22 protein-coding genes are annotated in these 19,150 nt (G+C 69.0%); 9 read left to right on the top strand and 13 right to left on the bottom strand.

Annotated features, from left to right (window positions below; translation table 11 throughout):
- Nucleotides 1-5 precede the first annotated feature (5 nt).
- Entirely contained in the window at nt 6-422 is a 417-nt protein-coding gene (locus FHU33_RS20185; RefSeq protein ID WP_142027410.1) for a hypothetical protein, read from the bottom strand.
- Nucleotides 423-542: 120 nt separating this feature from the next.
- Here FHU33_RS20185 and ychF point away from each other — a divergent pair, with 120 nt between their 5' ends.
- A complete protein-coding gene (ychF, locus tag FHU33_RS20180) occupies nt 543-1,616 on the top strand; it encodes a redox-regulated ATPase YchF (RefSeq protein WP_142027409.1) in 1,074 nt (357 codons plus the stop codon).
- A gap of 19 nt (nt 1,617-1,635) precedes the next feature.
- On the opposite strand, the gene FHU33_RS20175 is transcribed toward ychF, so the two are convergent.
- Nucleotides 1,636-2,736 carry a tyrosine-type recombinase/integrase gene (locus FHU33_RS20175; RefSeq protein ID WP_142027408.1) on the bottom strand — a complete coding sequence of 367 codons (1,101 nt, stop codon included), beginning with the start codon at nt 2,734-2,736 and terminating at the stop codon, nt 1,636-1,638.
- Nucleotides 2,737-3,757: 1,021 nt separating this feature from the next.
- On the opposite strand from FHU33_RS20175, the gene FHU33_RS20170 reads away from it, so the two are divergent.
- The 4 genes from FHU33_RS20170 to FHU33_RS20160 all read left to right on the top strand — a co-directional run bounded on the left by FHU33_RS20170 (nt 3,758) and on the right by FHU33_RS20160 (nt 5,933).
- A complete protein-coding gene (locus tag FHU33_RS20170; RefSeq protein WP_142027407.1) occupies nt 3,758-4,309 on the top strand; it encodes a hypothetical protein in 552 nt (183 codons plus the stop codon).
- 748 nt (nt 4,310-5,057) lie between these two features.
- Nucleotides 5,058-5,525, top strand: a complete 468-nt coding sequence (locus FHU33_RS20165; protein ID WP_142027406.1) for a LysM peptidoglycan-binding domain-containing protein — start codon at nt 5,058-5,060, stop codon at nt 5,523-5,525.
- Nucleotides 5,526-5,590: 65 nt separating this feature from the next.
- Complete coding sequence (locus FHU33_RS26315; RefSeq protein WP_281281688.1) at nt 5,591-5,719, top strand: hypothetical protein; 129 nt, start codon at nt 5,591-5,593, stop codon at nt 5,717-5,719.
- A gap of 31 nt (nt 5,720-5,750) precedes the next feature.
- Complete coding sequence (locus FHU33_RS20160) at nt 5,751-5,933, top strand: hypothetical protein (protein ID WP_142027405.1); 183 nt, start codon at nt 5,751-5,753, stop codon at nt 5,931-5,933.
- Nucleotides 5,934-6,141: 208 nt separating this feature from the next.
- Here the strand turns inward: FHU33_RS20160 and FHU33_RS20155 are convergent, their stop codons facing one another.
- From FHU33_RS20155 to FHU33_RS20125, 7 genes are all read right to left on the bottom strand, one after another.
- Nucleotides 6,142-6,855: an adenylate/guanylate cyclase domain-containing protein gene (locus FHU33_RS20155; protein ID WP_142027404.1), complete on the bottom strand. Its 714-nt coding sequence runs from the start codon at nt 6,853-6,855 to the stop codon at nt 6,142-6,144.
- 483 nt (nt 6,856-7,338) lie between these two features.
- On the bottom strand, nt 7,339-7,836 hold the full coding sequence (locus FHU33_RS20150) for a Pycsar system effector family protein (RefSeq protein ID WP_142027403.1): 498 nt from the start codon (nt 7,834-7,836) through the stop codon (nt 7,339-7,341).
- Nucleotides 7,833-8,534 carry an adenylate/guanylate cyclase domain-containing protein gene (locus FHU33_RS20145; protein WP_142027402.1) on the bottom strand — a complete coding sequence of 234 codons (702 nt, stop codon included), beginning with the start codon at nt 8,532-8,534 and terminating at the stop codon, nt 7,833-7,835. Before FHU33_RS20145 ends, FHU33_RS20150 begins: the two co-directional genes overlap by 4 nt.
- Nucleotides 8,535-9,366: 832 nt before the next feature.
- Nucleotides 9,367-9,792, bottom strand: a complete 426-nt coding sequence (locus FHU33_RS20140) for a type II toxin-antitoxin system VapC family toxin (RefSeq protein ID WP_142027401.1) — start codon at nt 9,790-9,792, stop codon at nt 9,367-9,369.
- Nucleotides 9,789-10,049 carry a hypothetical protein gene (locus FHU33_RS20135; protein WP_142027400.1) on the bottom strand — a complete coding sequence of 87 codons (261 nt, stop codon included), beginning with the start codon at nt 10,047-10,049 and terminating at the stop codon, nt 9,789-9,791. The genes FHU33_RS20140 and FHU33_RS20135 overlap by 4 nt, the downstream gene beginning before the upstream one ends.
- A gap of 410 nt (nt 10,050-10,459) precedes the next feature.
- A complete protein-coding gene (locus FHU33_RS20130) occupies nt 10,460-11,644 on the bottom strand; it encodes an NAD(P)/FAD-dependent oxidoreductase (protein WP_142027399.1) in 1,185 nt (394 codons plus the stop codon).
- 259 nt (nt 11,645-11,903) lie between these two features.
- The gene (locus FHU33_RS20125) at nt 11,904-12,113 is read right to left on the bottom strand and encodes a hypothetical protein (RefSeq protein WP_142027398.1); all 210 of its coding nucleotides are present in this window, start codon (nt 12,111-12,113) and stop codon (nt 11,904-11,906) included.
- 123 nt (nt 12,114-12,236) lie between these two features.
- Here FHU33_RS20125 and FHU33_RS20120 point away from each other — a divergent pair, with 123 nt between their 5' ends.
- From FHU33_RS20120 to FHU33_RS20105, 4 genes are all read left to right on the top strand, one after another.
- Complete coding sequence (locus FHU33_RS20120; protein ID WP_246064032.1) at nt 12,237-12,581, top strand: PspC domain-containing protein; 345 nt, start codon at nt 12,237-12,239, stop codon at nt 12,579-12,581.
- Nucleotides 12,582-12,686: 105 nt separating this feature from the next.
- The gene (locus FHU33_RS20115; protein WP_142027396.1) at nt 12,687-13,322 is read left to right on the top strand and encodes a maleylpyruvate isomerase family mycothiol-dependent enzyme; all 636 of its coding nucleotides are present in this window, start codon (nt 12,687-12,689) and stop codon (nt 13,320-13,322) included.
- A 90-nt stretch (nt 13,323-13,412) separates the two neighbouring features.
- A complete protein-coding gene (locus tag FHU33_RS20110) occupies nt 13,413-13,991 on the top strand; it encodes a gamma carbonic anhydrase family protein (RefSeq protein ID WP_142027395.1) in 579 nt (192 codons plus the stop codon).
- A complete protein-coding gene (locus FHU33_RS20105) occupies nt 13,988-14,206 on the top strand; it encodes a hypothetical protein (RefSeq protein ID WP_142027394.1) in 219 nt (72 codons plus the stop codon). The genes FHU33_RS20110 and FHU33_RS20105 overlap by 4 nt, the downstream gene beginning before the upstream one ends.
- 9 nt (nt 14,207-14,215) lie before the next feature.
- Here the strand turns inward: FHU33_RS20105 and FHU33_RS20100 are convergent, their stop codons facing one another.
- Genes FHU33_RS20100 through FHU33_RS20085 form a run of 4 tightly spaced genes read right to left on the bottom strand, consistent with a single transcriptional unit; the run spans nt 14,216 to nt 18,851 of the window.
- Nucleotides 14,216-15,427: an MFS transporter gene (locus tag FHU33_RS20100; RefSeq protein WP_142027393.1), complete on the bottom strand. Its 1,212-nt coding sequence runs from the start codon at nt 15,425-15,427 to the stop codon at nt 14,216-14,218.
- 39 nt (nt 15,428-15,466) lie between these two features.
- Nucleotides 15,467-16,222, bottom strand: a complete 756-nt coding sequence (locus FHU33_RS20095) for a succinate dehydrogenase/fumarate reductase iron-sulfur subunit (protein WP_142027392.1) — start codon at nt 16,220-16,222, stop codon at nt 15,467-15,469.
- Complete coding sequence (locus FHU33_RS20090) at nt 16,219-18,021, bottom strand: fumarate reductase/succinate dehydrogenase flavoprotein subunit (protein ID WP_211355291.1); 1,803 nt, start codon at nt 18,019-18,021, stop codon at nt 16,219-16,221. Before FHU33_RS20090 ends, FHU33_RS20095 begins: the two co-directional genes overlap by 4 nt.
- Nucleotides 18,021-18,851: a hypothetical protein gene (locus FHU33_RS20085; RefSeq protein WP_142027391.1), complete on the bottom strand. Its 831-nt coding sequence runs from the start codon at nt 18,849-18,851 to the stop codon at nt 18,021-18,023. Before FHU33_RS20085 ends, FHU33_RS20090 begins: the two co-directional genes overlap by 1 nt.
- Nucleotides 18,852-19,150: the final 299 nt, after the last annotated feature.

The raw sequence follows: 19,150 nt of genomic DNA, 5'->3' as shown, positions 1-19,150 counted from the left end.
GGGACTCAGGCGTCCCCGTTGTTCGACGCCTTGAACGTGAACCGGCGCGGTGCGCCGTGCACGGAGAAGGCGCGTTCGACGAGTGCCCTCTTCTCGGCCTCGACGGCCATGCCGGTCGGGACGGTAGGCGGGCCGTCGGCCGGGGACGGGACGGTCACGGGTGCGGGAGCCGGCGAGGTCATGGAGGCGGCGGTGAGTGCGGGTATCGCCGGCGCTTCCTCCCGCGGTGCCGCGACGGCGGAGAGTTGGGTCGCGATCGGCGGGGTCGCGGCGACCATGGCCATCGCGGCGGCGAGCGTCCGGTCGGCCCGGTCCAGGGCGGCCTCGGCATGGGTCAGCAGAACCTGGACGCGGGCGGTGAGCCAGTACAGCCAGCCCGCGAGGATGAGAGCGGCGACGATGCCGAATATGCGGCCGATCATGCGCTGACCTTGGCGTATGCCTGTGCTGGCGACAACACCGGGAGCCTGCCTCCCGCACCGGCACCCGCGGCCGTCCGTGCCGGCGATCGACTGCGCTCGGCACACGTACGCTGGTTCCCCGTGAGTCTCACCATCGGGATCGTCGGCCTGCCCAACGTCGGCAAGTCGACCCTCTTCAACGCCCTGACCAAGAACGACGTCCTCGCGGCGAACTACCCGTTCGCGACGATCGAGCCCAACGTCGGTGTGGTGGGCGTACCCGACTCGCGGCTGGAGAAGCTCGCGGAGATCTTCGGCTCGCAGAAAATCATCCCGGCGACCGTGTCGTTCGTGGACATCGCCGGCATCGTCCGGGGCGCGTCCGAGGGGGCCGGTCTCGGGAACAAGTTCCTCGCCAACATCCGCGAGAGCGACGCGATCTGCCTGGTGATCCGGGTGTTCACCGACCCCGACGTGGTGCACGTCGACGGGAAGGTGTCTCCCGCGGACGACATCGAGACGATCAACACCGAGCTCCTGCTGGCCGACCTGCAGACGCTGGAGAAGGCGATCCCGCGGCTGGAGAAGGAGATGCGCAAGGACAAGGAGCGCGCCGCCCTGCACGCCGCCGCCGTCGACGCGCAGAAGGTGCTGAACGAGGGCAGGACGCTCTTCGCCGCCGGCGTCGACCCGGCTCCCCTGCGCGAGCTCGGCCTGATGACCACCAAGCCGTTCCTCTACGTCTTCAACGTCGACGAGGAGGAGCTCGGGAACGAGGAGCTCATCGCCGAACTCCGCGGGATGGTCGCGCCGGCCGAGGCGATCCTGATGGACGCCAAGATCGAGTCCGAGCTCGCCGAGCTGCCTGCCGAGGAGGCCGCCGAGCTGCTCGCCGGCATCGGGCAGGACGAGCCGGGTCTCGATCAGCTCGCCCGCGTCGGCTTCGCGACGCTCGGCCTGCAGACCTACCTCACCGCCGGGCCCAAGGAGGCCCGCGCCTGGACCATCCCGGTCGGCGCGACCGCCCCACAGGCCGCCGGTGTCATCCACACCGACTTCCAGCGCGGCTTCATCAAGGCGGAGATCGTCTCCTACGACCAGCTGCTGGAGGCCGGCTCTATGGCCGAGGCCAAGGCCAAGGGCCGGGTTCGCATGGAGGGCAAGGAGTACGTCATGGCCGACGGCGACGTCGTGGAGTTCCGCTTCAACGTGTAGCCGGGGATGTTTGCGCAGGTTAGCGGCTCGTCGAGGTGGCCGAGTCCGCACCCAGTCCGCAACTGTCCGCGAAAAGTTCCTCGGCTGCCCGCCTCGTGCGGTCCTCCGCGGTGGGCCAGAGGTGGCTGTAGGTGTTCAGCGTCGTGGTGGCGCTGGCGTGCCCGAGGGCCCGCTGGACGGTGACGACGTCGCAGCCGGAGGCGATGAGCCCGGAGGCGTAGAAGTGCCGGAGGTCGTGCAGCTTGACGCCGCTGAGGCCGGCCGCGGCGAGAGTCGTCCGCCAGCGGTGGCCGACGGTGTTCTGGTGGGGTGGCTGGCAGGCGTCCCCGGTGAAGAGCCAGGTGCCCTCCGGGCAGTGGGCGGCGACGTGCCGGGCGAGCAGGTCGACCAATGACGGGGCGAGGTAGACCTGTCGCTCGCTGCCGTACTTGGGTGCGCGCAGCTCTATCGTGCCGCCGGGGGCGCGCTGCACCTGGCGGGCGACGGTGAGGGTGCGGCGGAGGAAGTCGACGTCGCCGACACGGACGGCGGCCGCTTCGCCGAGCCGCAGGCCGGCGAAGGCGCACAGCCCGACAAAGGCGCGGAAGGGTCCGTCGGCGGCCTCGAGGATCGCTCCAATCTGGGCGGGTGTCGGCAGTGCCATGGCGGCGGCCGCGCGACGACGGCGGGGAAGCGCGATGCCTTCGCTCGGGTCTCGCGGGATCACGCGGTCGGCGACGGCGCCGCGCAGGACGGCGCGGACGTTGTTGGTCCGGGTGTGCACGGTGCCCGGCGCCAGGCCACGGCTGACCATGCTCTTGACCCAGTGCTCGACGTGCGAGCGGCGCAGGGACCGCATCCGGACGTCGGCGAAGGTTGTGGACCGGGCGGCCAGGCTCATCGCGCTCTCGGTGCCGGGCGCCCACACCTGGCGGGCCGACCACTCGGCGTAGTACTCGGCGAAGGTCTGCCGGCCCGCGCCGGGGTCGACGTAGGTGCCGGTGACCACGGCCGCGGTGACCTCGTCCAGCCAGCGCTGGGCGTCAACCTTGCGGTCGAAGTGGCGAGCGTGCTCCTTGCCGCGCTCGTCCCGGTACCGCGGCCGGTACTTACCGTTCGGCAACCTCGAGATGCTGGCCATGGTCCTGCCTCTCGTCATCGATCGAGTCGGCGCTCGCCCCAGGTGACGGTGTAGCGCACAGGTCTGTCAGTGAAGCTGGGGGCGAGACTTGTGGGCGGACCATCGCCGCTGTGGAAGCCGGAGATCGGCGTGATCGCGGCTGCGCCCAGCTGCACCGGAGTGTCCACCCGCTTCTCCAGTTTTCCTCCCGTAGTGGTGACCTGGAGTTTCATACGTGGGCCCCCCCTGGGAGGCGTTGACGATGGGATGCCCGCTCTCCGCCCGGCCGCAGCGTGTCGGCGGCAGGAGTTCGCCGGATGGGCGCTGCGCGACTTCATGCGATGGGCCTCTGACCGACTCTTCCTCCGGACCCGTGCGGCCCCTGGGGGTCACCGGACGGAGGTCAATCGTGGCAAGCGGCCGGCTATATGGACGAGCCTGCTGCCTCCCGTCGCCCGTTTCCGCCGGTGGTCAGCACGACGATCGAGACGGCGATCGTCCCGCAGGTCAGGGCGCTATGTGGATCGGATGTCGTAGTGCATCGCGAACTCCCCCCGCGTGCTTGAGCTCCTGCGGCTCTTCGTTAATCGGCCGCCCGACCTGCATTTTCATGGTTGGTGGCGTTCGGAGACAGATGGGTCTTGTTGAACCTGTTGGGGACTGGATGGGGACTGGCGGCAGGCGCCCCGGTGACGGCGCGGCGTGAGGTTGGCTGCCTTGACCCATGGCTGAGGAACAGAATCCGGCTCCCTCGTCGGCACGCCCGAGGTTTCGGCGACGCGCGTCCCACCCGATCAGCGTGCCGGCTGCCTCGGTCGCGGGAAGGGCGCTTCGCGTCCCTTCGGGATCGGCCTGCGGCCGACCCTTCCCTCGGCCAGCGCCAGCCGGATCGGGCGGGTTGTGGGAAGCGCAGGGGAGTGGACGGCGGACGTGTCAGTGGGTGGTCCCGCGTCGGCCGGAAGCTCACTCCAAGGGGGCGTCGTCCCGACGAGGATGGCCTACGGCATCATCGACCGAGGCGCGACTAAGTTACCCTGCTGGCGTGAGTGGTGATCCGGCGCGGGATTACTACTGCGGAATCGTCGCTGAACTTCGACAGACCTACGTTACGACCAAGTTCGCAGTCGCCGGCCTCCAGCATTTCGCCGACCAGACCGCGCAGCATGGTGGGTCGACGGAGAACCCCGACCCCAGAATCTTCATCGGTGCTAGTGCGCCCGATGCGGAGGGGTCGCCGACTCATCACTTGTGGGTTCGGCGTTCCGAACTGGAGACGGCCGCCGACCCGCACGGGCCAACACCGGTGACATTGGCGCAGCAGTGGATTGTCTCGACATTCCATCGCTGGGACGACGTGCACCGTCCGCATCTGGCCGGGTTGTGCGGTGTCCAGCTGAATAACGTGACGAGCGATGTTTTCGGTGATCTGCGGCGTTTCCGTCACGACATTATCCACCACAAGGGCGTCGCTTCGGCCGACTGGTCGCCGAAGGCGGTGGTGCTCCAGTGGTTCCAGGTGGGCGATGTGATCGGCTGCAACGACGGTCAGTTTGCCGAGCTCATGACCAAGCTGAAGGTCGCCGTTTCTGGCTGACCCTCGCACCTTCAGTGCGCCGCCCCGCTCGGCGTCGACATGAGTGAACAGGTGGTGTTGCCGGGGGCATCTTCGCGGCCCCGTGCAGGTCTGTTCTGCGTGCCGGCAAGGGATTCCCAACAGGACGCCAGCGGTTGGCTGACCCCGGAACATCGTCGTAGCGCATTGGATACCGGGACGCTTCGATGCGGACCGGCGCGACTGAGTTCGAAACACCTGGAGTGCGGCAGATGAGTCTGTCGAGGTCGACCGAGCCGCCGTTCCCGAGGACATTCGCGGGCTGGTCGCCACGATGCTTGAGGACCGATGGGCCGCCGGGACCCCCGTACGTCCGAGCGAGCCTGCTGACGTGTCCCAGGAGTCAGCCGGCTGGCCGCCCGGGCCGTCGCTGGCTGGTGGATGACCCCCTGGCCCGCACTGAGGGCTGGCGGGGCACGGGCTGGCGGGGCGATAGCCGGCGCGCAGAGGCGCCTCCCACTCAGAACTGAGTTCGATCGGTCTGACAGCCCTGGCTCCGCCGTCACCGTCACCGCAGAGCGATCGCACCCGGGGAACCGCTGCAGCGACGTCCGTACAGCACAGCAGCTGCCTCGCCGGGCGTCCTGCAGGGGAGGGATCCATCTCTAGGCCGTCCGCACACCGCTGGAAGACGTAGTTGCAAGTGTGTGGTTTGGAGCTACTGAGCGCGGGCACCCTGAGTGCAGGGTTCGCTACAGCGCGTGCCCGCTCGAGTCACAGGAGGGTTTAAATGGACACGTACGGGATCCAGCTTCGGCAGCCTCTGGCGGGCGATCTGGTCGGCAGGACATTGCCGATCGCCGCAATGGGGACGGCGTTCGAAGCTTCCTACGGCTGGCGGCTGCTCGCGGGAGAGCACGAGATCGCCAAGGACTTCTTCTCGGCCGGCTCGATGGGCCTCATGGAGTCCTTCGTCCACAAAGCATCTGTCAACACGGAGTACGTCGGTCCCGCCACGTTCCAGTTGTTCGGTGACGACCCTTCAGGGGAGCGCGATCCAGGCCTCGACACGCAATCCGTGCCTGTAATCGTCATTGGAGGGATGCACGGATATCAGCTGCATCAGGTGGTGAAGGGCGACACCTTGACGGCCATCGCTCGTGAGACAGGGTCCGACGTCCAGAAGATTACGGCAGCCAACAGCCTTCAAGATCCGAATAAGGTCCAGGTGGGGCAGATTCTTAGGATTCCTCTGTAGGCCTACGGGCACACAACGTCCCGGCGCTCGATGGCTCGGCGAGTCGGTCGAGGACCGAGCCGGTCATGAATGAGGCGCGGGACCTGACGCACGGAGATCCCAAGTCACAGCTCGTCACGGATGAAGCCGGCCAGCAGGCCGCGCTCGGCAAGCTCGATGAGTCCAGCGATGCCATAATGATCCTGCATTCATAGACATGATAACGGAAAGCGAAGGGTTGGGAACATGGCCTTCATTCAGTGCGGGGTCCAGAACGGTGAGCTGTGGATCAATACCGATCACGTGTTGGTGATCACCAAGTCCCAGCGTGGGGAATACCAGCTTCTGACTGCGAAGGGTCAGGCCTATACAGTCGACCGCGGAAGCCATGACCGGCTCGAGCGGCTGCTCAACGAGGATGGCCAGTAGTCGTAAAAGCGTCTACCCGCACAAGCTACCTTTACGATGCAATCACTGGCCGACTCAACAGAGGCCAGACAACGTAAAACGTGTCAGACCATGAAAAACAGTCTGATCCGATAGATAGAGCGAAACTCGCCTTGGTGTCTGCCCTCCCCGTCCAGTCGACGATCGCCGCGTGGAGGCGCCAGGCCCCGCTCGTCCGGGTCGAGCACCGTCAGTACTCCCAGCCGTAGTTCGACCCGTACACCGTGACCTTGCGACCCCCGAAGTCTCGCTCACCGAGCCAGGTCCACCTCGGCTGGTTGTATTCGTCGTCTTCGTAAGAGGTCTCCGTGTCCATGCCGTAGTAGGCGTCATCGGTGGCGTAGAGGCTGTAGCCCTCCCGGAGACCGCTGAGTTTGGCCGCTATGTTCGGTGCCCGGCCGATGGAGATGAGGTCGTCGTTGCCGCGGATGCCCGCGCGTACCAACAGAGCCTCTCCCGTGTCGATGCCGACGCCGTGCTTGAGTTCCCAGCCGATTGCCTTGACCTCCGCCAGCCGCGTGGGGAGTAAGTAGTCGAGGAAACCCCGCCAGTACTCGATCCCGAGTGCTGCCTTCGCCGCCCGGCTCTCCTTATCCCAGCCGACGAAGATGCCCATGACGCGGTCCCCGTCGAAGCTGCGGATGTCACCCTCGTTGTAGCGGATCACCCGCACGGCCATGTCCAGGTAGACCCGCATGACCCTGGCTGCCACCTCGGCGTCGATGGACTGAGCCAGTTCGGTCGAGCCGGCCATGTCCGCGTAGAGGTAGGTCGCGTCGAGCTTGACCGCCTGTTTGTCGTAGACCGTCTTGCTGTCCGGGACGACCCGACCGTCGCGAACCTCCCACGGATGATTCAGCAGCGTGGACAGGCGGTTCAAAATGTCCCGCTCCAGGTCGCTCAAGCTGTCTCCCTCTGTCGGTGGCCGGTAGGTCCAAGGGTAAGGGGGTGCGGTGACAGTCCGTGGGGCAACGAGTTCGGGTAGTAGTCGCGTGACATAAGTGATGAATTAGAAGCAAGAATGACGATAAAGGTTGACCCGGTCGCTAAGTCTCGCCAGACCCGCTCCGATAAGTGGAAGCAGCGGCCTGCTGTAATGCGTTACCGGGCCTACGCCGATGAGCTACGGCTCACAGTGCCCGTGTGCTATCAGTTCCCCGCCAACGTCGAGCTGATCTACGGCATCTCGATGCCACGTTCCTGGAGCGCGAAGAAGAAGGCCGAGATGGATGGACAGCCGCATCGGCAGGAGCCGGACACGAACAACCTGACCAGGCGGTCAAGGACATCCTCTGCGAAGCGACAGCTATGTCTTGCGCGAGCTCGCCGAGAAGCAGTGGAGCAGTGGAGCGAGACCGACTACCTGACGATCCGCCCGCTCTGAGGGTCAGCCGTTCATCGCGGCGGCGACACCCACCAGGGCCGCGCCGAACGTGGCGAGCCACATGGACGCTTGCAGCCGACGGTGCTTCGTCCAGGCGATCTTGCTCATTACGACGATGTTCCGTGTCACCGCCGGGACAGGATCCTCTTCCTCGAAAGCTTGTTGGAGGTCTTCAGGATTCCAGTGCATCAGGTGCCCGAAGTAGACATAGTTGTTCTGCCACTCGCTGGGCATCTTGGTTGACCGCAGGCGCGGTGCCACCACGGTAATGACTGATAGGACGCCGGCCAGCAGGATGGCGATGCCGGTCCAGAAGAGACCGACTTCCCAGCCGGAGAGACCGTCCAGCCGGCGCCCGCTGCCGGTCAGCGTGACGATCCCGGCGAGAGCAGCAGACTCGATCGCCAGCGCAAAGGACGCCTTGGCGTCGACCTTGCCCGTCCAGTCCACGATGGACGCGTGGATGCGCCAGGCGGTGTCGCGAGTGTCGGGGGCGGTCACAGCCCCTTCCGCCAGCTGGAGCCGTAGTAGGTGACCTGGTTCGACCCGTAGGTGGTCGTCCCCATCTTCGTCCACATGTCGTTGCCGTTGTCGCCGATCTTGGCGCCTGCGTTCAGCTTGCTGTAGACGGCGGACGTGATGTTGATCCGCTTGCCGCCGCGGACCTCGCTGAGCTTGGCGGCAATGTTCGGTGCCCGTCCGATGGACACGAGGTCGTTGTGTCCACGCACGCCGCCTCGCACGATCATGGCCTGCCCGGTGTCGATGCCCACGCCGTGAGTCATCACCCACTTGAAGCTGGGCCACTTCTTCTTGAGCGCCGGATTGATGATCTCGTCGAGCACCCGGTTGAGTTTGAGGCCAGCGGTGGCTGCGTCCGTGTTCTTGGCGTTGCCGATGAAGATGGCCATCACCCGGTCTCCGTCGAACGAGCGGATCTTGCCTCCCTGGGCGTTCAAGATGCGCGTCGCCGCGTTGAGGTAGGCCCGCATCACCTGGGCCACGGCCGGGCTGTCGTAGCCCTGCGCCAGTCCAGTGGAGTCGGCCATGTCGGCGTAGAGGTAGGTCGCATCGAGCAGCTTCGCCCCGTTGGCGAGCGCTACGTCCTCCGTCTCGGGCACGACGGTGGCGTTCTCGGTCTTCCACGAAGCAGCCAGCACGTCGTTAACGCCCTTAGTGACGTCGTCCTTCAGCGTCATGTCTCCCCTTGCCTGAAACCGGCGGTATAGCAACCTCCCGACCGTAGGAGCAGGGTCTGACAGTCCCGTGGCGCATGAAGAAGTCCCCTCGTTTGAGCCGTGGGGACTAGCTTTCGCCTCGCCAGTCAAGACCTGTAGCGGGCAGGGGTCATCGGACCGGGCGCCTTGGCATCCGGCCGTGGGGTGCAGCGCGGTGGTCGGGTCCGGGCGGTGGGGCCAGGTTCGGCAGGCTGATCAGACGCCGTCGAGCGGCTGGCTTTCGTGTGTGCGCCGTAGGCGGACCGCCTGTGCGGACGAACTGAGAGGCCCGTGAGTCTGTGCCACCGGCACAGCGGGACGTCATCGTCACGAGCAACCGGCCCGTCGTCATCCTGCCTATGATCAGCGACTGTTGTTAATGGCCAATGAAATGACGCCTGCGATTGCCCGCAACCGTTAGCTACCAACGCTTATCGCTAGCAAATTTCCCTTTACTGCAGAACGGCACGTATGCTACCGACAGGGGTAGCTCCGGCCGCGTCTCGCGGGCTCTTCGGCATCTTCGGGGGTGGCATGCTGGTCATTGTTGGATGGCATTGGTAAATGAGCGGCGGCATGAGGGTCACCCCAGCGCGCCGGCCACCATTGCCAACCGCGGTACCTGGAATGTCAGTGCCATTGACCGAGACGCCCAGTCGAATGTCACCCCTCCTCTCGGAGACGTAACCACTGACCTGGAGGACCCGGCCCTAGCGTCACCCTCCATGGACCTACGGGCGGGATACCGGGGGGACGAGGACCGCGGAGCACCTACGGCAGAGCCGGTGCCGGGTCGACGTGGGTGTTCGCCGGGTCAGGACGACGTGGCCTCAGGCAAGAGCGTGAACGCCTCGACATGTGCGGGGCGAACGACCGTGAAGTGCCGCCGATCGAACGTGGCGATGCGATGGATGCCGAGGCGCTCGGCGATGGCGATGATCGACGCGTCGGTACCGCCGAGGCGGAGGTCGGCATACCGCTCGGCAAGGTCGGCCATCCGAGCGACATCGGTGTCGGTCAGCTCGACCAAGCGCAGGCCACCCGGCCGGAAGTCGCGCAGGAACCGGACCTCGGCGTCCGGACCACCCCATTCGCTGAGCAGGTAACAGACCTCAGCGACCACGGTGGGCGGGACCAGTCGCGGTTCGACGAGGGTCTCGAGCAGCCGCGCCGCGCTGTGGTGGTTGGTGTCTGCGGTCCTGGCGGCAGCGACGAGCAGGTTGGTGTCGAGGAGGATCACTCGCGGCCGAAGCTCCGCCGGAGGTAGTCGTCGGTCCGGGTGGAGAGGTCGGCAGGGCCGCCGTGCACCGAGCCGATGAAGTCGAGTGTGCCAGTGGCCGAGCCCTCGGTCGGCTCACTCGACTGCTGCGATTGATCGTCCGAGGCGCGAACCACGTGGAGGCGCTGGCCGGGCCGCACGCCGTGGCGGCGTAGCTCGGCGAGCAACTCGGCTGCGTCCTCGGGGACGGTGAGGTCCCAACCGTCGGCGGAACTCATGATCAGCAGAGTACCGGGAGATCACCGTTGATCCCGGCGATCTCCGCGTCGACGCGAACGGCGGGAGCTTTCTCGTCCGCGTGCTCGCCGGGGAACTCGGTGATGTCGAGCTCGCAGGTACCCCGGTGGAACTAGATCGAGAAGCTGGTCATGCCCTTTCAGGCTCGGCTGGTAGGGGGACCCCGTGGAGGACACGGCTGGACAGCGCAGCTGCCTACACTGAGCGCACGGGCTGGACGAGGGGCGAGCCGAGCCACGGGCGGTCCGCACACCGTCCGCAAGACGGTCAATCAGCGCCCATCGCGGCCGATCTTGCCCAACGGCATATGTGCAGCTCAGCCGCTATATCCGTCGCTTGCCAACGTCGTCCGATGACCCCGGATTCGTTCCGCTTCAACGTCTGAGCCGGCTCACACCCGTCCGCGGAGGATGCGGCGCCAGTAGACCTGCGGCAGCCCGTAGCGGTCGAACAGCCACTGCCAGCGGCGCGACGTGAACGGGTTCAGGAAGGGCACCGACGGGCGCGCTCGACCGTCGCGATCGACCTCGTTGAGCATCAGCTTCCGCCGGCTCACGGTGATGGGCATGACGGTGTACCCGTCGTACCGCTGCAGCGCCTTCCCGCGCGCGCCGCCGATGAGGTTCTGGGCCAGGACGTCGACCTGCTTGCGGAGCGCTCCACCCGAGGGACGGGTGCCCACGTCGGCGGCGTCGCCGATCGCCCAGATGGATTCGTGCCGGCGCGATCGCAGCGTCTGCGGGTCGATGTCGACCAGGCCGGGGGTCGCGTGGACGGCGAGGCTGGCGTCCGCGATCCACCGCGGAGCCCGGTAGTGCGGGACGGCGTGGGCGAACACGACGTCCTCGAGCACCTGCCGGCCCGTGGACGTCGCGACCGTCAGCGCGTGCACGTCCCACTCCACACTCTCGACGCGCGCCTCGCGCAGCACCTCGATGCCGTAGTCCGCGAAGGTGCGCTCCAGGATCCGGTCGGCCTCCGGTAGCCCGGTCGCGCTCGCGGCCGGCAGGAGGAGCCGGACCTGGAAGTTCGGGAGGACCCCGGCGCGCTCCCAGTGGTCGCACGCCATGAGGAGCGGCTTGAGCGCGGTCGGACCGCAGGAGGCCGGCTCCGGCGGCACGGTGAAGACGACCGCGCCACCGCGCAGCGACGAGAGCCTCGGCCACACCTGCGGGGCGCTGCCCGGCACGTAGGTGGAAGCAGCCCACCCGTCGGCGTACGCCAGCTGCAGTCCAGGCGTGGCCTCCCAGTCCTCCACGAGACCGGGGCAGATGACGAGGGTCGCACCGTGCAGCGTGCGCCCGCCGCGCGTGCGCACGGTCATGGCCGCTGGATCGACCGCCTCCACGCTGTCCCGGATCCATCTGCACCCGTCCGGGACGACGTCGGCCATCGGGCGCTCGAGGTCCGCCATCGTCGCCTGGCCGGCGCCGACGTAGTTGAGCAGCGGCTTGTACCGGTGCACCGGCTGAGGGGCCACGACGGTGACGTCCCGGGCGCCGTCGCGGATCAACCGCGCCGCCAGGGAGATGCCGGCGTTGCCGCCGCCGATGATGAGGATCTCGCTGCGTTCCACGTCGCTCCCGACTCAAGGCCGCGGACCTCCGTCACCGCCGCGGCTCGGCCACCGTGTCGAGCCTGCCGACTGTGTGCGGGTCGCGCATGGCGTACATCGACTGATCCGGCCGTCCTCGACGACGAAGGTGCCGCGTCGAACTCGCCGCCCGGGTCGATCCGCGCGGCGACCGCGCCGTTCGTGACGAGAGCGTGCACCGCAGGCACGGGCAGAGAGCGGGCCGCCAGCAGTCGGGGCGCCGACGTCCGTACCCGGACGACTACGTGGTCTCCAGGAACCGGCGGACGATCGAGGCCCACCGCTCCCGGGCCTCCTCGTTCAATTCCAGCGTCTGCAGACCCATCTGGTCGACCACGAGCGACGCCGTCCCGTTCTTGTTCGGCTCACTGCCGTCCATGAACCGCAGCCACTCGTCCCACGTCCGCTGGGTGGCTCGCTCGACCGGCTTGATCCGGGAGTTCGCCGCCATGATCGAGTCCCTCTCCACATCGGGCGCTCGATCCTGCTGCGGCCCCGCCGGTTCCGGCAAGGCGCGTGCCCCTGGCCTCAGCCGGCGATGCGGGCGCACTCCTCGCACCGCACGGCCTCGGGCGTGGACGGGAAGTCCTGGGCCGCGGTCGCCCGGACGAGCAGCCCGCAGGCCGACGCCTCGAGTCCGTCGACCACCGGTTTGGCGACGGCGGGCACCGACCGGATGATCGGCGGCGTCTCCGGGGGCCTCGCCGAGTACAGCGGCATCGACCCGGTGCTGTGGCGAGTCGGCTTCGTCGGCCTCACGGTGGCGGGCGGCGCCGGCATCGTCGTGTACCTGCTGCTCTGGGTGCTCATGCCGTCCGGGCCGCTCCGCCCGGGTGACGAACCGAGCCCGCTGGAGCAGATGGTCGGGCGCATCCACGCCCGGGTCTCCGACGCCCGCACGACGCCTCCCCGGGCGTGACCCGGCCCTCCCGGCCGATGCGCACCGATGAGTAGCCGCTGGACACAGAGTCCTTCCCTGCGAAGCCCGTGTGCATCGCCCGTCGGGCGGCCCGAGGAGGACGACATGGCAGAGATGGACATCGGGATCAGGGCGGCCGTCGCGGCGGAACGGCGCGCGCAGGTGGCCCTGTACTCCTCCCTGTCGGAACAGGACTGGGACCGTCCCAGCCTGTGCGCGGGCTGGCGGGTGAGGGAGGTGCTGGCACACATCACGATGCCCTTCCGGTACTCGCTCCCCAGGGTGGCGTGGGAGATGGTCAAGGCCCGGGGGAGCTTCGACCGCCTGGCCGACCGCAGGGCGCGCATCGACGCCCAGGTGCTGTCCTCCGCCCAGCTCTGGGAGTCGCTGCGCGACAACATCGAGCACCCGTGGTCCCCACCGGGCGGCGGACCGCTGGGCGCGCTGTCCCACGACGTCATCCACGGCCTGGACGTGTCGACGCCCCTGGGCCTCGACGACGCCGCCTCGCCCGAACGGGTCGGCATGGTGCTCGCCGGGCTGCGGCCGAAGAACGTCGCCTTCTTCGGCGTGGACGTCGGCGGGGTGGAGCTCCGCGCCACCGACATCGCCTGGTCCCACGGCAGCGGGGAGCCCGTCCAGGGGCGGGCGCAGGACCTGCTGCTGCTCCTCTGCGGCCGGCGCATCGCGGCCGGGCGCCTCGAGGGTCCTGCAGCGGACCGCTTCACGACGGCGGCATAGGCACCCTGCCGCTCGCGGGCCGCGGCCGATCCCCTCCTCGAACGCGCACATCTCCGCAAGACTGCCGCGAGGACGACCGGGAGGCGCGGGATGGCTGACAACTACGTCGCGGAGCTGCACTTCGGTGCGCCGAAGATCGACGAGGAGGCGTTCGTCGCGCCGACGGCGGTGGTGGTCGGGGCCGTCACGCTCGGCGCGCGGTCGAGCATCTGGTACGGCGCCGTCGCCCGCGCCGACGAGGAGGCGATCGTCATCGGCCCCGACTCCAACGTGCAGGACGGCTGCTCGCTCCACTCCGATCCCGGCTTCCCCCTGACGATCGGCCGCGGGGTCACGGTGGGGCACCGTGTCGTGCTGCACGGCGCCCAGATCGACGACGACGTCCTCGTCGGCATGGGCAGCGTCGTCATGAACGGGGCGCGCATCGGATCCGGCTCGATCGTCGCCGCCGGCGCCGTCGTCACGCCGAACACGACCGTGCCCCCTCGCTCGGTGGTGGCCGGTATCCCGGCCGCGGTGGTCCGGGAGGCCACCGACGACGACCTCGCCCACATCCGCGGCAACGCCGAGAGCTACACCGTCCGGCTGCCGGCGGCCCGCAAGGTGCGGCCGGTGATCCGCCGCCCCCTGCCCCCGGCGGGCACGTTCTTCGACGACGGCATGCCGTGAGCACCGACCCCCGCCCGGGCGAGGAGGACGTCGACCGCGACGACGCCCAGGCGCTGTCCCGGGCCACCGGCGGCGAGGAGAGCGACCAGCCGGATGCGGCCGGCACCACGGGCACCGGCGGGTCCGGGACGTTCGTCGGCCGGACGTCGGGTCAGGACGTCGGCTACGCGGGCGAGACCGGCGCCGAGCGCCGGGCTGCGGCCGAGGAGGAGTGACCCCGGCCGTCAGGCCGCCGTGGCGCGCTTCTGCGGTCGCATCGCCAGCGCACTGAGGAGGCCCGCGCCCAGGACGACGGCGCTGACCGCGAAGGCCACCTGGAAGGACGCCACGTCGGTCAGCCAGCCGGCGACCAGCGGACCGGCGACGGCGCCGAGGTCGGCCGACATCTGGAACACCGCCACCACGCGGCCGCCCCGGGCCGGGCTGACGTCACCGACCAGCGCCGCCGGCGCGCTGGCCAGGAGCGAGGCGGCCACGCCGAACAGGGCCATGGAGAAGAGGAACGCGCCGATCGCCGGCGGTAGCACCAGGATGGCCATCGAGGCGGTGGCGATGGTCGACCCGAGGATCAGCGAGGGACGTCGTCCCCAGCCGTCGACCAGCCGGCCCGACCCGAGCAGCGCGATCGCCTGCGCGAGGGAGCCGGCCAGCAGCCCCGCACCCGCCCAGGCGACGGTGCGGCCCAGCTCCTCGGTCACGTACAGCGGGACCAGGGAGTTGCGGACGCCGAACAGCACCCACCCGACGCCCAGATTGGCGATGAGAGCGGCGATGTAGACCCGTGAGCGGAATGCCGTGCGCAGCGAGACCGGGCCCGCGTCGAGGTCCGGCCCGCTCTGCACCGGGACCTCGCCCGGGTCGGTCGCCGTGGGAGCCGTGCGCAGCAGCGCCAGCCCCACCGCCCCGGCGACCAGCAGGAAGCCGGCGTACAGGAAGAACGGCAGCCGGGGGGAGAGCTCGGCCAGCAGACCGCCCGCCGCCGGGCCCGCGATGCCGCCCAGGATGAAGCCGCCCTGCCAGGTGGCCGCCGCCCGTCCCCGGTGCGAGGGCGGGGCGACGCGCAGCAGCAGGGACAGCGCGGAGACGGTGAACATCGCGCTGCCCACCCCGCCCGCCGCGCGGAGGGCGAGGAACACCGGGAAGTTGCTCGCCAGTCCGGCGAGCCCGGTGGTGACGGCGACGATTCCCAGCCCCGCGGTGAGCACCACCCGCTCGCCGAACCGCTCGACCAGCGTGCCGCCGCTGAATGCCGACACGAACCGGAAGAAGGCGAAGGCGCTGACGGCCAGCCCGACCGCCGTCGTCCCGACCCCGAAGTTCCGGGCGAAGATCGGGATGGCCGGCGCCACGATGCCGAAGCCGAGGGCGACGACGAACGCGATGACGGCCAGGACCCCGACCTCGCGGGGGAGGTCACCCCGCCCGAGAAGTCGCACGGGACCGGATCCTCCCACGCCCCGAGGCGCGGCCCGCGCTCAGTCTTCGGGACGGCGCCCGATCCTCGAACCCAGCCAGGTGAGCGGGTCGAACTTCCGGTCCACCACCCGCTCTTTCAGCGGGATGATGCCGTTGTCGGTGAGGTGGATGCCCTCGGGGCACACCTCGCTGCAGCACTTGGTGATGTTGCAGTAACCGAGCCCGAAGTCGTCCTGGGCCGCGTCGCGGCGGTCCACGGTGTCCAGCGGGTGCATGTCGAGCTCGGCCAGCCGGATCATGAAGCGCGGCCCGGAGAACGCCGCCTTGTTCCCCTCGTGGTCACGGAGGACGTGGCAGGTGTCCTGGCAGAGCCAGCACTCGATGCACTTGCGGAACTCCTGCGAGCGCTCGACGTCCACCTGCTGCATCCGGTGGTTGCCGTCCTCCTCGCGGGACTTCGGCGTGAACGCCGGTATCCGCGAGGCCTGCTCGTAGTTGAACGACACGTCGGTGACGAGGTCTCGGATGACCGGGAAGGTGCGCAGCGGGGTGACCGTCACCGTCTCGTCCTCGCCGAACGTGCTCATCCGCGTCATGCACATCAGCCGTGGGCGGCCGTTGATCTCCGCGCTGCACGAGCCGCACTTGCCGGCCTTGCAGTTCCACCGGACGGCGAGGTCACCGGCCTGGGTCGACTGCAGCCGATGGATGACGTCGAGCACCACCTCGCCCTCGTTCACCGCCACCGTGAACGACTGCAGGTCGCCGCCCTCGGCGTCGCCGCGCCAGACCCGGAACGTCGCGTCGTAGCTCATGGCGCCGAGACCTCCTCGAAGACCTCGGCGAGCTCGGCCGGCATCTGGGGGAGGGGCTGGCGGGTCAGCGCCACCGTGCCGTCCGGTGCCTGCGAGCAGATCAGGTTCGTCCGTGCCCAGTCCGCGTCGGTGGCGGGGAAGTCGTCGCGGGTGTGCCCGCCCCGGCTCTCCTGCCGCTCGAGCGCCGCCCGGGCGATGCACTCGCTGACGACCAGCATGTGCGGCAGGTCCAGCGCCAGGTGCCAGCCGGGGTTGTACTGCCGGTGGCCCTCGACCGACAGGTTCGCCACCCGCTCCTTGAGCGCGGCGATGCGCTCGAGGGCCTGCTCCATCTCCGGTGCCGTCCGGATGATGCCGACCAGGTCGTGCATCGTCTGCTGCAGGTCGTGCTGCACGGTGTACGGGTTCTCGCCGCCCTCCCGGTCGAAGGGCGCGAGGGCTGCACGGGCGGCGTCCGCGAGTGCGTCGTCGGCGAGCGCGATCCGGTCGATGCGCTTCAGCGCGTGCTCGGCCGCGGCCAGGCCTGCCCGTCGTCCGAAGACCAGCAGGTCGGACAGCGAGTTGCCGCCGAGCCGGTTCGAGCCGTGCATCCCCCCGGCGACCTCACCGGCCGCGAACAACCCCGGCACCCGCGCCGCCTCGGTGTCGGGCTCGACCTCCACCCCGCCCATCACGTAGTGGCAGGTCGGCCCGACCTCCATCGCCTCGGCCGTGATGTCGACCTCGGCCAGCTCCTTGAACTGGTGGTACATCGAGGGCAGCCGCTTGCGGATGTACTCCGCCGACCGGCGCGAGGCGATGTCCAGGAACACGCCGCCGTGGGGAGTGCCCCGGCCGGCCTTCACCTCGCTGTTGATGGCCCGGGCGACCTCGTCGCGCGGGAGCAGTTCGGGTGGCCGCCGGTTGTTCTTCTTGTCGTCGTACCAGCGGTCGGCCTCGGCCTCGGTCTCCGCCGTCTCCTTGCGGAAGAAGTCGGGGATGTAGTCGAACATGAAGCGGTTGCCGGCGGAGTTCTTCAGGATCCCGCCGTCGCCCCGCACGCTCTCGGTGACCAGGATCCCGCGGACCGACGGCGGCCACACCATCCCGGTCGGATGGAACTGGACGAACTCCATGTTCACCAGCGTCGCGCCGGCCTGCAGCGCCAGCGAGTGGCCGTCGCCGGTGTACTCCCAGGAGTTCGACGTCACCTTGTAGGACTTGCCGATCCCGCCCGTGGCGAGCACGACCGACGGCGCCTGCCAGGCGACGAAGCGGCCCGACTCGCGCCAGTACCCGAAGGCCCCGGTCACGCCGTCGGCATCGGTCATGAGCCGGGTGACCGTGCACTCCATGTAGACGTCGATGCCGAGTGCGACGGTGCGCTGCTGGAGGGTGCGGATCAGCTCGAGCCCGGTGCGGTCGCCGACGTGGGCGAGGCGGGCGTACCGGTGGCCGCCGAAGTCGCGCTGGCTGATCAGGCCGTCCGCCGTCCGGTCGAACAGCGCGCCCCAGTCCTCCAGTTCGCGCACCCGGTCCGGCGCCTCCTGCGCGTGCAGCTGCGCCATCCGCCAGTGGTTGAGCATCTTGCCGCCGCGCATGGTGTCCCGGAAGTGCACCCGCCAGTTGTCCTCCGGGTACAGGTTGGCCATCGCCGCGGCGATCCCGCCCTCGGCCATGACCGTGTGCGCCTTGCCGAGCAGCGACTTGCACACCACCGCCGTCCGCGCGCCGTTCTCGTGGGCTTCGATCGCGGCCCGGAGGCCTGCACCTCCCGCCCCGACGACGACGACGTCGTACTCGTGCCGCTCGAGCTCCATCAGAAGAACCTCAGGTCGGTGATCGTGCCGGTGGCCAGGAGGAACACGTAGAAGTCGGCGAAGGCGACGCCGAACAGCGAGATCCAGGCGTACTGCATGTGCCGGGCGTTCTGCTTCGAGACCCAGGTCCACGCCTTGTACCGCAGCGGGTGCTTGGAGAAGTGGTTCAGGCGTCCACCCACGATGTGCCGGCAGGAGTGGCAGGAGATCGAGTACATGAAGAGCAGGACGGCGTTCGCCAGCAGGATCAGCGTGCCGAGGCCCATGTGGCCCCACTCGCCGGTCTCGTCCCGGAAACCGCGGAAGGCCTCGTAGAAGAGGATCACGTTGAACAGCAGCGCCGCGTACAGGAAGTACCGGTGGATGTTCTGCCCGAGGAGCGGGAGCCGCGTCTCGCCGGTGTACCGGCGGTGCGGCTCGGCGACCGCGCACGCCGGTGGGGAGAGCCAGAACGAGCGGTAGTAGGCCTTGCGGTAGTAGTAGCAGGTCAGCCGGATGCCCAGCGGCAGCACCAGGATGTAGAGGGCCGGGGAGATCCAGGACGGACCGGTGAAGAACTCGGGGAAGCTGTCGCCCTCGCACCTGGTGGTGATGCAGGGCGAGTAGAAGGGCGAGATGTACGGCGACGCGTAGTAGTGCGCGTTCTGGAAGGCCCGGAACGTCGAGTACGCGATGAACAGCACGAGCACGACGACGGTGACCAGCGGCTGCACCCACCACCGGTCGGTGCGCAGCGTCCGTTCCGCGATCGCCGGACGACGCGGGGCCGGCCCTCCGTCGCCTCGCCCAGGGCTGACCGCCCCCGTCCCCCGGGGAGCCGTGGCGGTCACGACGCCGGGAGATCCGGGTCGGCGCCGGTCGCGCGAGCTACGGCCACGTCCTGCCCGAACGGCATCTCTGCCTCCAGCTTCGTTGCTGACGCCGACAGCGCGGCGGGGAGGAGCGCAGTGGATCACGGACCCCGTGCGTGGAGAAGGGCTTTGACGGCGCGTCCTCGGCGGCGCGCCGTGCGCAGGTGTCCCGGCAGCCGGCAGCGCGGCTCGGCAGCGATGCCCGCGAGTTCGCGGCGCCGGGGTGTGGCGCGGGAACCCGAGGAGCCCGTTGCGCCGTTGGAGCAGGTGATCCCATC

This window comes from Blastococcus colisei, from assembly GCF_006717095.1.
Taxonomy (GTDB): domain Bacteria; phylum Actinomycetota; class Actinomycetes; order Mycobacteriales; family Geodermatophilaceae; genus Blastococcus_B; species Blastococcus_B colisei.
Note: the sequence above shows the minus strand (reverse complement) of the source record. Positions and strands in the feature narration are given on the sequence as shown.

Bases quoted from the DNA above. Each gene is read 5' to 3' on its own strand.
- FHU33_RS20125 (WP_142027398.1), bottom strand. From the start codon at position 12,113: ATGGCGGCGAACTCCCGGATCAAGCCGGTCGAGCGAGCCACCCAGCGG.
- FHU33_RS20090 (WP_211355291.1), bottom strand. From the start codon at position 18,021: ATGGAGCTCGAGCGGCACGAGTACGACGTCGTCGTCGTCGGGGCGGGA.
- FHU33_RS20185 (WP_142027410.1), bottom strand. From the start codon at position 422: ATGATCGGCCGCATATTCGGCATCGTCGCCGCTCTCATCCTCGCGGGC.
- FHU33_RS20145 (WP_142027402.1), bottom strand. From the start codon at position 8,534: ATGACGCTGAAGGACGACGTCACTAAGGGCGTTAACGACGTGCTGGCT.
- FHU33_RS20165 (WP_142027406.1), top strand. From the start codon at position 5,058: ATGGACACGTACGGGATCCAGCTTCGGCAGCCTCTGGCGGGCGATCTG.
- FHU33_RS20135 (WP_142027400.1), bottom strand. From the start codon at position 10,049: ATGAGTTCCGCCGACGGTTGGGACCTCACCGTCCCCGAGGACGCAGCC.
- FHU33_RS20115 (WP_142027396.1), top strand. From the start codon at position 12,687: ATGGCAGAGATGGACATCGGGATCAGGGCGGCCGTCGCGGCGGAACGG.
- FHU33_RS20110 (WP_142027395.1), top strand. From the start codon at position 13,413: ATGGCTGACAACTACGTCGCGGAGCTGCACTTCGGTGCGCCGAAGATC.
- FHU33_RS20175 (WP_142027408.1), bottom strand. From the start codon at position 2,736: ATGGCCAGCATCTCGAGGTTGCCGAACGGTAAGTACCGGCCGCGGTAC.
- FHU33_RS26315 (WP_281281688.1), top strand. From the start codon at position 5,591: ATGAATGAGGCGCGGGACCTGACGCACGGAGATCCCAAGTCACAGCTC.
- FHU33_RS20095 (WP_142027392.1), bottom strand. From the start codon at position 16,222: ATGAGCTACGACGCGACGTTCCGGGTCTGGCGCGGCGACGCCGAGGGC.
- FHU33_RS20160 (WP_142027405.1), top strand. From the start codon at position 5,751: ATGGCCTTCATTCAGTGCGGGGTCCAGAACGGTGAGCTGTGGATCAAT.